At 42.7% G+C, this 13,358-nt stretch carries 10 protein-coding genes and 1 pseudogene; 9 read left to right on the plus strand and 2 right to left on the minus strand.

Annotation, left to right across the window (positions count from 1 at the left end; translation table 11 throughout):
• From NJ959_RS16440 to NJ959_RS16475, 8 genes are all read left to right on the plus strand, one after another.
• The coding region (locus NJ959_RS16440) for an amylo-alpha-1,6-glucosidase (protein ID WP_254012821.1) at positions 1–1,919 on the plus strand (1,919 nt) is incomplete at its 5' end.
• Between the two features lie 171 nt (positions 1,920–2,090).
• A complete protein-coding gene (locus tag NJ959_RS16445) occupies positions 2,091–2,957 on the plus strand; it encodes an alpha/beta fold hydrolase (RefSeq protein ID WP_254012822.1) in 867 nt (288 codons plus the stop codon).
• Between the two features lie 362 nt (positions 2,958–3,319).
• Positions 3,320–4,330 carry a multicopper oxidase domain-containing protein gene (locus NJ959_RS16450; protein ID WP_254012823.1) on the plus strand — a complete coding sequence of 337 codons (1,011 nt, stop codon included), beginning with the start codon at positions 3,320–3,322 and terminating at the stop codon, positions 4,328–4,330.
• 98 nt (positions 4,331–4,428) lie between these two features.
• The gene (locus NJ959_RS16455; RefSeq protein WP_254012824.1) at positions 4,429–5,436 is read left to right on the plus strand and encodes a ComEA family DNA-binding protein; all 1,008 of its coding nucleotides are present in this window, start codon (positions 4,429–4,431) and stop codon (positions 5,434–5,436) included.
• A 118-nt stretch (positions 5,437–5,554) separates the two neighbouring features.
• Positions 5,555–5,989, plus strand: coding sequence for a ferritin-like domain-containing protein (locus NJ959_RS16460; protein ID WP_254012825.1), 435 nt, complete (start codon positions 5,555–5,557; stop codon positions 5,987–5,989).
• Positions 5,990–6,222: 233 nt separating this feature from the next.
• Complete coding sequence (locus NJ959_RS16465; protein WP_254012826.1) at positions 6,223–7,167, plus strand: FTR1 family iron permease; 945 nt, start codon at positions 6,223–6,225, stop codon at positions 7,165–7,167.
• Between the two features lie 496 nt (positions 7,168–7,663).
• Positions 7,664–9,358, plus strand: coding sequence for a Ycf66 family protein (locus NJ959_RS16470; RefSeq protein WP_254012827.1), 1,695 nt, complete (start codon positions 7,664–7,666; stop codon positions 9,356–9,358).
• A 212-nt stretch (positions 9,359–9,570) separates the two neighbouring features.
• Positions 9,571–10,191 (plus strand): Uma2 family endonuclease, encoded by a 621-nt coding sequence (locus tag NJ959_RS16475; RefSeq protein WP_254012828.1) that lies wholly within the window; start codon positions 9,571–9,573, stop codon positions 10,189–10,191.
• 212 nt (positions 10,192–10,403) lie between these two features.
• Here NJ959_RS16475 and NJ959_RS16480 read toward each other — a convergent pair whose 3' ends face one another.
• Together NJ959_RS16480 and NJ959_RS16485 are read right to left on the minus strand one after the other, a co-directional pair.
• On the minus strand, positions 10,404–12,125 hold the full coding sequence (locus NJ959_RS16480) for a DUF3352 domain-containing protein (protein ID WP_254012829.1): 1,722 nt from the start codon (positions 12,123–12,125) through the stop codon (positions 10,404–10,406).
• 76 nt (positions 12,126–12,201) lie between these two features.
• A pseudogene (locus tag NJ959_RS16485) lies at positions 12,202–12,612 on the minus strand (hypothetical protein); the annotation flags it as partial.
• 168 nt (positions 12,613–12,780) lie between these two features.
• On the opposite strand from NJ959_RS16485, the gene NJ959_RS16490 reads away from it, so the two are divergent.
• A complete protein-coding gene (locus tag NJ959_RS16490; RefSeq protein ID WP_254012830.1) occupies positions 12,781–13,140 on the plus strand; it encodes a rhodanese-like domain-containing protein in 360 nt (119 codons plus the stop codon).
• The last annotated feature ends 218 nt before the right edge of the window (positions 13,141–13,358 follow it).

A 13,358-nucleotide genomic window follows, 5' to 3' on the forward strand; every position in this document is an offset into this window, starting at 1 on the left:
GGTTGGTAACGAACGGGCTGGGTAGCTACGCATCAGGTACTGTGGCAGGTATGGTAACGAGGGGATATCACGGATTACTTGTCGCTGCTCTCAATCCACCTCTGGAACGAACCTTACTTGTAACTAAACTAGATGATACTGCTCAATATGACAATCGATCTTATCCTTTGTTTGCGAATGCCTGGGCTAGCGGCAGCGTAAATCCTCATGGCTACTGGAATATTGAAAGCTTTCATTTGGAAGGTACAATTCCGGTGTGGCGATTTGGGATTGGGGATGCGCTTTTAGAGAAGCGAATTTGGATGGAATCGGGAGCAAATACTACTTATATATATTATAAATTACTCAGGGCAACTAGAAGCCTCACTCTATCAGTAAAAGCATTTGTTAACTATCGAGATCATCATAGTAGAACCCGCGCCAAAGAGTGGTGGATGGATATCAAGGCAGTGGAAAGGGGAGTGAATGTAACTGCATCTTCTGGAGCCAAGCCATTTACTATTTTAACCGATAGTGGTAATGTCTCTCCAGCTCATGCCTGGTACTATGGATTTCAATTAGCCGGAGAACGCGATCGCGGACTTTACGATCTTGATGATAACTTACTAGCCGCCACCATCACCGCCACCATTGAGCCGGGAGGATCTCTCACTATTGTTGCTACTACTGAAACTAATCCCAATTTAAACGGTGCAGCAGCATTAGATACCCGGCGGAATTACGAACAAAACTTACTAGAAATTGCCAATAGAAAATCGCACCCAGATTGGATAAATCAGTTAATCCTTGCCGCCGATCAATTTATTGTCAATCGCCCCATATCTGGGAACCAAAATGGTAAAACAATTATTGCTGGATATCACTGGTTTGGTGATTGGGGCAGAGATACAGCGATTAGTTTACCTGGTTTAACTCTTGCTACAGGTAGAAAAGAAATTGCCCGTTCAATTCTGATCACTTTTGCCCAATATATCAGTCGCGGCATGTTACCTAATCGTTTCCCCGATAGTAACAATCCCCTCAACGATGGCGATTACAATACCGTCGATGCGACGCTCTGGTATTTTGAAGCAATTCGCCTTTATTATGCCAGTACTAACGACAGCGAGTTACTCCAAGAGCTATTTCCCAAATTAGTAGAAATCATTCAATGGCATAAAGAGGGGACAAGATTTAATATTCACCTAGATGCTAATGATGGATTAATTTATGCAGGAGAAAAAGGGGCACAACTTACTTGGATGGATGCCAAAGTTGGGGATTGGGTGGTGACACCCCGGATTGGTAAACCTGTTGAAATTAATGCCCTTTGGTATAATGCTTTGCGCACCATGTCAGTCTTTGCCCAAAAACTGCAACAGCCTCACCGAGAATACGAGCGGATGGCTGAGGCAACTTTACTGGGATTTGGACGTTTTTGGAATCAGGAAACAGGATATTGTTTCGATGTGATAGATACCCCAACTGGAAACGATCCATCTTTACGACCGAATCAGATTTTTGCTGTATCATTACCAGAAAGTCCCCTGACATTAGCACAACAGAAGAGTGTAGTAGAAGTTTGTGCGAGAAATTTGCTTACTTCCCATGGTTTGCGAAGTCTCGGGGTTAATCATCCTCAATATCAAGGTAATTATAGTGGAGATGAAACTCACCGCGATGGTGCTTATCACCAAGGCACAGTTTGGGGATGGTTAATTGGTCCCTTTGTCTTAGCTCACTTGCGGGTATTTAATGAACCAGCAAAAGCTCGCCAATTCCTCGAACCAATGGAGTATCATTTATCTGAGGGTGGATTAGGAACAATTAGTGAAATTTTTAATGGAGATGCGCCAATGGAGCCTAAAGGTTGTATTGCTCAAGCTTGGTCCGTAGCAGAAGTTCTCCGTAGTTGGTTTGCGACAGAAAACACAATCTAAGTTTACACCAAAAATTTCCTCTGCGTTCACGTAGTGTAGCGAAGCGCCACCTCTGCGCTAACCTCTGCGCCCTCTGCGTTAAAAAACTATTATTGAGAATGGTGCAAGATCTGAGTTTTACCTAAGTATTAGGTTATTTAGAGTGGTGCAATATCTGAGGAGGATTCATCCATGTTAGTACCAGAAAAAACTTGGCAGGATCAATACATTGTCACCAATGGCATTAAGCTACATTTCGTCACTCAAGGCGAAGGGAAACTGATGCTAATGCTCCATGGATTTCCAGGATTTTGGTATTCGTGGCGGCATCAAATTCCCGAATTTGCCAAAGACTATAAAGTTGTGGCTTTGGATTTGCGCGGCTACAACGAAAGCGACAAACCACAAGATAAATCTGCTTATAGAATAGATGAGTTGGTCAAAGATGTTGAGGGAGTTATCCTGGGATTAGGATACAATAGCTGTGTGTTAGTAGGTCATGACTGGGGAGGATTGATATCCTGGTACTTTGCCCATAGTCATCCAGAAATGCTAGAAAGACTAATTGTGATGAATATACCCCATCCCGCTAAATTTAGAGAAGGCTTCCAGACTCCTCAACAGCTTTTGCGTAGTTGGTATATTTTTTTATTTCAGCTACCCTGGTTACCAGAAATATTTTTGCAGGCGTGGGATTACCAACTTATCGAGCGTATTTTCACAAATATGGCGATTAACAAAAAAGCCTTTACATCAGCCGATATTGAAGCATTTAAAAATGCAGCAGCCCGACGGGGCGCACTGACAGCGATGGTAAACTATTACCGCAATCTTTTTCCCAATATCCTCAAACAAGATTGGCATGTGATCCAAGTGCCAACCCTAATGATTTGGGGCGAAGAGGATACAGCTTTGGGTAAGGAGTTAACCTACGAAACCCAAACTTATGTCAGCGACTTTTACATCCACTATATCCCAAATTGCAGTCATTGGGTCCAGCAGGAACAACCAGACTTAGTTAATCAGTATATGCGATCTTTCTTAGCATATTTAGTTTAAAAATATAGGACTTACGCAGTTATGCTATCTGTAGGGTGCGTTATGTAACGAACCCTACTATATATGGAGTTTAGTGACAGATTTTGCGTAAGTCCTGAAATAATTAAATTTTATACTATTGAATGTAGGGGGGCATTGCGTGCCAACGCTAAAATCAGCTTTTCAGGTATTGGTAGACAATACCCACCCTGGATTAAACTCCCTTTACACTAAAAGATGATTTATCTCTTCCTCAGTGTCTTAGTGTCTTAGTGGTTTATTAAATAATCACTCAACTCCCAAGCTCTTGAAAATAATTGACAATTATAACTTAAGGAATTAAGCTATCAATACTGAATAAGATTTTCAATAGCCAGGGATTCATGCCTAACCATTTTCTGCCAGAGAAAGGATTATTGTGGAATCGTCGCCAACTACTCCAGTTGGGAATGGCAGGATTAGGATTAACTGCGGCGGGATTGGTGGTGCAACGGCTACTGCCCAAACGCTCATCTTCAACCTCACTTAAAATACCACCACTCCCCAGCGATGCGCCAGAAGTTAATCCTAATTTCCATCCCATGAAGATGGTGCGGGACTTTGACTATGGTACGGTGAAGGAAGAAAAAGGACGCAAAATTAGAGAATTTCGGATCGTTGCTCAGACAACTACCGTACAACTCAATAGTGCTGTATCCTTAGTAACCTGGAACTACAATGGTCGGATACCGGGACCAACTTTACGGGCAACGGAAGGCGATCGCATTCGGGTCATTTTCCTCAATAATGGTGGACATGCCCATACTATGCACTTTCACGGTATTCATCCGGCTGAAGTGGATGGGATAAAGCCTGTGGCGAATGGGAAAGCGACGATTTACGAATTTGATGCGGAGCCATTCGGGGTTCATTTGTATCACTGCCACATTGCCCCAGTTACGCGCCATATTAGCAAAGGATTATATGGGATGTTTATCATAGATCCGCCCGAAAAGCGTCCACCCGCTGATGAAATTGTCCTGGTTATGGGTGGTTACGATATTAATGAGGATAACGAGAATGAACTCTTTGCCTTTAATGGGATACCCAACTACTACATGGAACATCCTATCCCCATCTATCAGAATCAACTGATACGGCTCTATCTCCTGAATCTAATCGAGTTTAACCCTGTTGCTACATTTCACATTCATGCCAACTTCTTCCGTATCTATCCCACAGGGATGACAATGACACCCACAGGACAAAGTGATGTCATTACAATGGGTACAGCCGAGAGACATATCCTCGAATTTGCCTATCCTTACACCGGGAAATATATGTTTCATCCCCATCAGGATGCAATCGCAGAAGCTGGCTGTATGGGTCATTTTGACGTAATCTCGCCCGCCTAGTTATTTTTTTGCCAATTAGTTGACATAAATTACTAATAGTTGGATAATGGTAAGCCAGGTAAATTATTGCTAAATATTCCTAATAGACTAAAACTACCATGAAATCGATTTGGCGTTTTCTCTCACTAGCAGTTGCTAGTGCCCTCCTGATTGTTTTGACCAATTGCGCTCAGACAGCAAGTAATAATACCACATCAACCTCTGGACCTGCTGATACGGCTAGTGTTACAGCTACCACTCATCAAAGCCACAGTAGTAAAGAACAGATTAATATTAATACTGCGATTCTGTCAGAATTAGACAAATTAGAAGCAAAATTAGGTGTACCAGCATTATCGAATAGAATTCAGGCAAGTCGTCCCTATGGTAATATTGATGAACTAGTATCCAAAAAGGTGATTAGTCAAGAACAATTTGACCAGATCAAAAATATGGTTACCCTTGAGGATATTGTCTTAACTGGAGAAGCAAAAGATGTGGATTATCTGATCAAACTGGGGCTAATGAAAGGACATCTGTTAGTAGCAAAAGAACTACTAGATCAAGGCAAGCCAGAGCAAGCAGAACCCCATATCGGTCATCCAGTTGAAGAAATTTATCTTGATGTGGAAGAGCAATTGCAAGATCGTAAAGTACCAGAATTTAAAACAACATTAATGAGTTTACAAGAATTGATCAAATCCAAACCTAACGATCCCAAAATAGCAACGCAATTCCAAGCATCAATGGTAGCAGTAGATAATGCAATTAGCAAGTTACCAGAAACGCAACTAAAATCGCCGGGATTTGTGATGAAGGCGATTAACGGATTGCTCGATTCTGCCAACTCCGAGTATGGGGCAGCAATTTCCAATGGTAAAATTACCGCAGCAATTGAATATCAAGACTCGCGGGGATTTGTCACCTACGCCGACAGCCTATATAGCAGTATCTCCAAATCAAATGTCAAAGAAAATACAGATGCTCAGAGTACCATCGCAGATGCTATGAGTAAACTAAAGAAAGCATGGCCTTCAGCCCAACCCCCTGCAACACCAGTACTATCACCAGAGGAAGTCTCCCAACTGATTAAAACAATCGAACAGAAGACTTCAAGTAGCACCTAAATTAGGCTTTTCTAGGCTAGATTACATATAGTGGTAATGGTGCGTTATACTTTGCTAACGCACCCTAGAGATAGAGGCGGCAACTTACCAATTACACCTTACCTTTTCGATAGATAAAATGAAAGATCTTGACCAGGAAAAAACTATCAACATCCTCAACAACATCATGGAATTTGAACTAGCAGGTGTTGTTCGTTATACTCACTATTCCCTGATGGTAACTGGACCAAATAGAATTCCCATCGTCAACTTTTTCAAAACCCAAGCTAGTGAATCCTTGCTCCACGCGCAACAAGCTGGAGAAATTATCACAGGTTTAGAGGGACATCCCAGCCAAAAAATTACACCCATTGAAGAAACCTACCAGCACTCCGTCAGAGATATTTTGGCAGAAAGCCTCAACCATGAGAAAAAAGCCTTAGAGATGTATAAGGAGTTACTGGACACGGTTGAGAATGCTAGTATATACTTAGAGGAATTTGCCAGAACCCAAATTGGGCAAGAAGAAATGCACAGTCTAGAAATTAAAAAGATGTTGCGAGATTTTAGTTAATTGTTATTTGTTATTTGTTGTTGGTTGTTATTGGTTATTAGTTATTGGTTGTTTTACGCCATATTGCAGCATTCCCCACTTCCCACTCTGGCAAAAACCAATAAAAATTGCCCCCAAACAAGCAGTGGAGAGTGGGGAGTGGAGAGTGGAGAGTGGAGAATAACTAATAACAAACAACAAATAACAAACAACCAACAACCAACAACCAACAACCAACAACAAAAAACGAAAAAATGGATTTTAGTGCTGCTTTACCAACCTTTGTAATTACCCTCCGGGAGGGCGTAGAAGCCGCTCTTGTAGTAGGAATTGTCCTCGCCTGCCTAAAAAAAGCCAAAGCCCAAAAACTGAACATTTGGGTTTATGCTGGTGTGGTAGTCGGAATTATTGCCAGTGCCTTAGTCGGTGTAATATTTAGTTGGGGTATTCAAGCCTTAAATAACACCTATCCTCAATACTCACCTGTAATTGAGCCACTCTTAGAGGCAGTATTTGCGGTAATTGCGATCGCACTTTTGAGTTGGATGCTGATTTGGATGACTCAGCAGGCAAAATCTTTGAAAGGTGAAATTGAAGGAAATGTCACCTCTGCGATTAAAGATGGAAATAACCGGGGCTGGGGTATTTTTAGCTTAATTTTAATCGCCGTATTGCGGGAAGGCTTTGAAACTGTAGTCTTTATTATTGCCAAGTTTCAACAGGGAATTATTCCCGCATTAGGCGCACTTGGTGGAATCGCAGGTGCAGCGGGAATTGGTGTCCTATTATTTAAGTGGGGTGTAAAAATTAATATCCGCCAATTTTTCCAAGTGATGGGTGTATTCTTATTGCTAATTGTAGCAGGTTTAGTGTTAGGTGGACTGGCAAACTTTGATGCAGCAATGGCGGCATTATCGCAGATGAATCGGGAGTCAGAAGGGGTATGTTTTTACTACGAACACTTTGCCAGAGAACATTCCTGTATTCTCGGCTCAATGGTTTGGAATCTGAGCGGAGTTTTACCCGACGATCAGTTTCCTGGTATGGTATTTAAAGCATTATTGGGGTATCGAGCGAAGATTTATGTGGTGCAAGCGGTAGGTTATTTGCTGTTTTTCTTCACGATTGGGACTATTTATTTCCGCAGTTTAGTAGCGCCAAGTCAAGCTAATCGAGGTGCTTCGGTGCAGAAGAATTGAAAAACCTAACCCCCCAACCCCCAGGGCTGTTTCATTCTCAAATTTTACGACAGATTGAAATCTGTCGCTACACAGACAAAACCTGCCTTCGCAGGTTAGCGAGTCTTGCATTAGCTGATTAACAAATAAGTTGAACCGCCGAAGGGCGGTAAAGCCAGTGTAGCAACAGGTTTAAACCTGTTGCTGTAGGAGAATGAAACAGCCCTGCCCAACCCCCTTCCCTACAATGGAAGACGGAGCAAGATTTCTGAGTCTCTTCTCCTTCTGGAGGAAGGGAGAGTAATACCCTTCACCCTTCACCCTTCACCCTTCACCCTTCACCCTTCATCCTTCATCCTTCATGCGAATCGTAATATCTTGTTACAAGCTTGGCGAGATTGTCCCTTAACTGTTCAAAATAGGGATGTTGCGTTCGTACAAATTTCCAACATGGCTAGGCACTGTGGGAAACTGTTCAGCGTCAATATATATTAGACACAGTAAGGAGTGCCCGCACATGTTGCCATACATCCTCGCGTTAATTATCGGTTTGGGTAGCCTTGCCTTCTACATGGCAGCTTTCTTTTTTCCCGAAGTGCATCGCAAAAATGATTTTATCTGGAGTGGCATTGGACTATTCTACGCCCTGATCTTATGGGTATGTGGGGAAAGAATTACGGGTGCGGTATTGCTAGGTCAAATGGCAAGCGTATCTCTGCTAGGATGGTTAGGCTGGCAAACCCTCACCATGCGGCTAGAATTGACATCACCGGAAAAACGGACTGAGATTTCCCCTGAAATACTAGAAAAAATAAAAAATTTATCTAAATGGGGGTTTGGACAACAACTACTACAACCAATCACGAGTCTATTGGGCAAAAAGCAAGTTAAGACTCCACCAGCTCCAACTGTAATGACTGCGACAGTAGTACAGACTCCTGAAGCAGTGGAAGACTCACCGCAGGCTCAGATTCCGGATTGGGAATTGGGGGCAACCGAGGAAGCAAAAACTATTGAAGCAACCGAGGAAGCAGAAACTCTCCCATCTGCTGGTAACTGGGATCGTAACTGGGAGGCGGAAACTGTATCATCTTCTCCTGAAGAAGATGATACAGGAATAACTCCAAGAGATATTATTGCAGCGATCGCGGAACTAGAAGTAGCCCCATCTCCTACCGAGGATAATCTATCGACAGCAGCAGCAGAAACTACTGAAGTAACTGAGCCACATCAAACTCAGACAGCTTCTACCGATGATAATCTAGCTACAGCAGGATCATCTACTGAGGAATTTAGTGAGGAAACCTGGGAAGCGATCGCGCCCCAAACGCCCGCAGCAGAAGCAGTAGCAGAGAAACCTGAAGCAAGTCTCTCCCCAGTCAAAGAAAAATCAAGTCCAATTAAGCAAGTCTCTGGCTTGTTTAAAAATTTCTTTAGCAAAAAACGCTCTGGAGAAACGAATCAGACACCAAAAACTACTGAGTTACAAACATTACCAGAGCAAGCAATTGCTCTATCTGATGAAGTATCTGCAACAGATGTTACCCCAGCAGTAACAGAGTCGCCAGAGCCATCAGCTTCATCCGAATTATCATGGCAGACAAATATTATCTCTGAGGAAGTCACCCCAGCGGAGTCACAAACTCCAGAAGTGACAGAATCAGCAGAGTTATCAGATCCATCGGAAGTATCATGGCAGACAACTGTGATCTCTGAGGAAGTTACTTCAGTTGAGTCACAAACTCCAGAAGTGACAGAATCAGCAGAGTTATCAGATCCATCGGAAGTATCATGGCAGACAACTGTGATCTCTGAGGAAGTCACCTCAGTGGAGTCACAAACTCCAGAAGCGACAGAATCGGCAGAGCCACATCCTATACCAGAAGTCTCCGAGGAGACAAGTGTCATGGCTGAGGAGATGACACCAGTCGAGTCAAAAACACCGGAAGTGACAGAATCCCCAGAGCCACCTGCTCCACTGGGATCTCCCTGGGATACAATTATGACGGCAGAAAAGGTAACTGAACCCACGACTGAATTGGAAACCCCCGAAACAAAACCAGCAGTGGAAGATACCACACCATCAGAATCTCCCAAAATCATTTTCCGTAATCGACCAAACTCCAAACTGATAGAATTGCTAAAAACACCCACTTCCTCTGACTCGCCAGAATCCAAAGAGGAGACAACCACACCTCCAGAGCAAGTATAATCCCATCCATCAAGCAGGGTGCGTTGTCGCCGAGGCGCAACACACCCTGATCTCAAATAGACATCTCCGAAATAAAAATACTCCCGGTCACACTTGATAGTAAAATTAAATTTTACCAAGAGACAAATGGTTTAGCTGTGTTTGGGGGGTTGGGTTAAGTTATTTTTAACTACGAAAGATAAAATTATTCAAAGGAGTAATTCTCAAAACCTATGACTCAAACATTAGCCAAAATAGTCACTTTTGAGGAATTTATCGATCGCTTAAGTGAAAATTATGGGGTACGCTACGAACTACATAATGGTGAAATAGTTGAAATGGCACAACCAGTAGGAGATCATGAAGAAGTTAAAAGCTTTTTAGGTATCGAAATTTCTTGTGAAATCAAACGTCTCCAACTACCCTACGGTATCCCCAATCAAGTTATAGTTAAACCTTCCGGAAAAGATTCTGGTTATTTTCCAGATGTCTTGGTACTAAATCGGGCAAATCTGGCAAACGAGAAATTATGGAAAAAAGCATCTACCCTCAGTTTAGGTTCGTCGATACCTTTAGTAATTGAGATTGTATCAACCAATTGGCGGGATGATTACCATTTGAAGTTTGCTGATTATGAAGAAATGGGTATTCCAGAATATTGGATTCTAGATTATGCAGCATTGGGTGGACGTAATTTTATTGGTAATCCCAAACAACCAACAATCTCTGTCTGTAACTTGGTGGATAGAGAATATCAGATTAGTAAGTTTCGAGATAATGATCCCATTGTCTCCCAAACTTTTCCTGAGTTAAATCTTACTGCGAACCAGATTTTTCAAGCTGGTTTGGTGTGAATATACAGCAATTATGAGGTAGGTGAGGTACAGAGAAACCCGGTAACTTTGGCGAAACCGGGTTTCTGGAATCTTGCAGATCATTCCGTTGGGGCAGGGTGAAGCATTTGGATATTAATACCTCAGTTTTTGACGAATTTAGTCGTCCAAATGCTTCACCCCTACAGATTATTATCTTGACCAACAACCAATAACCAATAACCAATCAATCTCTAATTTTCCCCTTCAAAAAACTGGAAAAATAGCTTACTACGCTGAACGCCATTATCGATACCGTAATTGCTAACCGTCAGAGTGCGCAAATCATCGAATAAGGGTTGTGCGATTAATTCCACTATTCGCATTAGGGGGAGCTGACGATCGATGAATGCTTTACTATTAGACCAATCGATATAGAAATAGCCATTATTATTAAATGGCAAAGGCGCTCTCGCATCTTGGAATGTCTCGTCATTCAATAGAGAATTATCCATTCCTTTAAGGGCTTCATCCATTGCCTCGATTGAATTGGTGAAAATCTCGTAATTTCCAATAGAGGTGTGTATGCCCTGCACTTTTGCCTCTAAATTCAGCAAGCTGCCCTTGCCATCTTCAACAGTAGAAGGCACGAGTTTAGTCCAGACAGTCAAATTGCGATCGCGAAATGGTAATATTCCGGCACTTAGCCCTTGCTTTTCGGCAAGCTCATCTAGATTTGCGATTGCACCTTCGGCATTGGCGCTATCAAGTTTTTCGGCGACAAAAATCCAATCTGGATTAACTAAATCAGAACTTGGTAACAATGATAGGGCGTATTCGCCTTGCACCCAACTGAAGATATTTTCTGGCAATTTAATCTCCCAACCGGATTCCAAACGGGCAATAGATCGATCCAAGAGAGATTTAAGAATATCTTCATTCCCAACTTCTGTCGAGAGACTATGCCAGAGTTGATTTAAGTCACTTCCAGCAATTGCCAAGGCACTCTCCCCTGGGATATATTGCAAAGCATCTACGGGTTTGGAGAGGAGGGGGACGATAGTTTCTTCACTTGCTTCTGCCCCAAGAATGGCAGTGTGGGCTAGTAATCCCTGATTATCCAAGGAGAAAGCGATGCCTAAAGTTTGGGATGTTGGAAATGAATCTCGCGGTAGTATAGATTTTGCAGAAATCCAGGCAGCTAGAGCTGGTACATTAATGAAACTCAGACCAATTCGATTTTCCACCAAGGCGGGCAAAATTTTCTGATATTCGGGGCTATTTGCCAAGTTGAGATCCGCCGCTTGGACATTATTAATTGCATCTCGCAATACTTTGGGATGATTGGCAAACAAGACAAAGCGATTGGCAACTACAGCGCTAGTGATGATTTTGGGAGGTTGATTAGGTTTAGTATCATCATTGACTAATTCAGGGAGAGGACGCTTGTAAAGTAGAGTCACGCCTTGGTATGGTTCAAATACTAAATCCCCTTGTCCGGCAATTGCTTTGCTGGAATAAAGTACTTGTAAAGCTGCCTTTGCCTTTTCTGGATTGTCTGTGGTTAAGGCTAGCAGATATCCGGGCTGAGTGGCATTCTCAGGATTGCGATCTAAATCTAAGGAGGTGACAGCCATTGTCATTTCATCGCCTACCCAGGATTGGATATCTTGCCGATAGTTTAAATCGAGGGGGGCTACCAGACTGTCTTGTAATTGCCGCAATTCCTCCAAATTCTCTCTCTCTCCCAGGAGGGATACCATTAGAGGTGTCTGTTTGGAGACAAAGATTGCAGTTGATGGGTTTTTTGGGGTATTTTCCTGGGGCAAACTTGCCTCGGCTGAGGAGGTAAACCAGAAAAAGCTGCCAAGAGCAATTAGCAGTACCGAGACTACTACTGTAAAGGGATAAAAAAACGAGCGTAGCTTCATAAATAACTTCCGATGGCGTTTGAGGGCGATTAAGTAAGAAATCAAGGTCAATTCCACCGCTTATAAAAATCTAGGTAAACCTAGATAAACTCAACGGTATAAGTTTCTTAAGCAATCTCTTCTAGTGCGGTGACGCTTCCCCGGTATCGAGGTTGGCCAGAAAATCCCAGTTAGAGACGGTATAATAATCATGTCTTTGATTAATACCGGACTGCTCGAGCTTTTTATTCAGTTGATGCCACAGGCTCCAGACGTGCTTAGTTGACTTCACATCAACAAAGGCGGTTAAGGAGCCTGGTATCTTTTCACTTAATCTCATCCCACGACGGGCAATCGCTAGGGCTGCCCCCGTGTCACTAGCCAAGCCATACAGCCTCAGATATTTGACTAAACCAATCATACTAGAATAGGCAGGATTGACTGTTATTAATTCAATCCCTCTATTAGAAAGTATTGAGTTTAACTGTTTATAAAACTCAGCATAAGCCCAGCTTGATAACATCCTCGCGTATTTTTTACCACGCTCTCTCAGGTCGAGAAGAAGCTAGTCTAAGTCTCGGTAAATCTAGGTATTTTGGCAACTGCTATCAACCCATATTATTAGTTCGGCGGGTTATTCTTGCCAACAAGGAGGATCGGTAAGTCAAAAGTTACCCTTACCGCTTACCCCTTACCTCTTACACCTTACCCCTTAAACCAAATGACAAGTCAATCCTTCAGTCAACCCATCCCCCAAATCAGTGTAGAAGAATTAGCGCAGCGGATGGTAGAATCTCCTGATAGGCTTCAGTTAATTGACGTGCGAGAACGCCAAGAAGTCGCGATCGCTAGCGTAGAAGGCTTCGAGGTTCTTCCCTTGAGCGAATTTGCCGAATGGTCAAACCAAATTCACACCCGCTTCGATCCCAATGCTGAAACCCTAGTGATGTGCCATCACGGTATCCGTTCCCGTCAGATGTGTGAATGGTTAGTGAGTCAGGGATTCACCAATGTCAAAAATGTGGCAGGGGGTATTGATGCTTACTCGACGGTCGTTGATTATAGCATCCCTTGCTACTAATTTAAAGTTCTCAGCAAACTACAGGAGATCCCTTCGTTTTGTTATCCTGTAAATTAATATCAATTCAGGGCTGTTATCGAGATCTCCTTTCCCCCAGTACTCCACCCAAAGAAATTTGATGGGCAGAAGAAACCCGGTTTTTTGAAAAAACCGGGTTTCTCAGAGAGCTTTGAGCTATTATTGATTTGCGAGCGTATTTACACCAGAGTGTATTATTT

This window comes from Limnofasciculus baicalensis BBK-W-15, assembly GCF_024178385.1.
In the GTDB taxonomy this organism is placed as follows: domain Bacteria; phylum Cyanobacteriota; class Cyanobacteriia; order Cyanobacteriales; family Coleofasciculaceae; genus Limnofasciculus; species Limnofasciculus baicalensis.

What these genes read in the sequence shown, in the direction of transcription:
- NJ959_RS16445 (WP_254012822.1), top strand. Translation starts at nt 2,091, where the DNA reads ATGTTAGTACCAGAAAAAACTTGGCAGGATCAATACATTGTCACCAAT.
- NJ959_RS16450 (WP_254012823.1), top strand. Translation starts at nt 3,320, where the DNA reads ATGCCTAACCATTTTCTGCCAGAGAAAGGATTATTGTGGAATCGTCGC.
- NJ959_RS16455 (WP_254012824.1), top strand. Translation starts at nt 4,429, where the DNA reads ATGAAATCGATTTGGCGTTTTCTCTCACTAGCAGTTGCTAGTGCCCTC.
- NJ959_RS16460 (WP_254012825.1), top strand. Translation starts at nt 5,555, where the DNA reads ATGAAAGATCTTGACCAGGAAAAAACTATCAACATCCTCAACAACATC.
- NJ959_RS16465 (WP_254012826.1), top strand. Translation starts at nt 6,223, where the DNA reads ATGGATTTTAGTGCTGCTTTACCAACCTTTGTAATTACCCTCCGGGAG.
- NJ959_RS16470 (WP_254012827.1), top strand. Translation starts at nt 7,664, where the DNA reads ATGTTGCCATACATCCTCGCGTTAATTATCGGTTTGGGTAGCCTTGCC.
- NJ959_RS16475 (WP_254012828.1), top strand. Translation starts at nt 9,571, where the DNA reads ATGACTCAAACATTAGCCAAAATAGTCACTTTTGAGGAATTTATCGAT.
- NJ959_RS16490 (WP_254012830.1), top strand. Translation starts at nt 12,781, where the DNA reads ATGACAAGTCAATCCTTCAGTCAACCCATCCCCCAAATCAGTGTAGAA.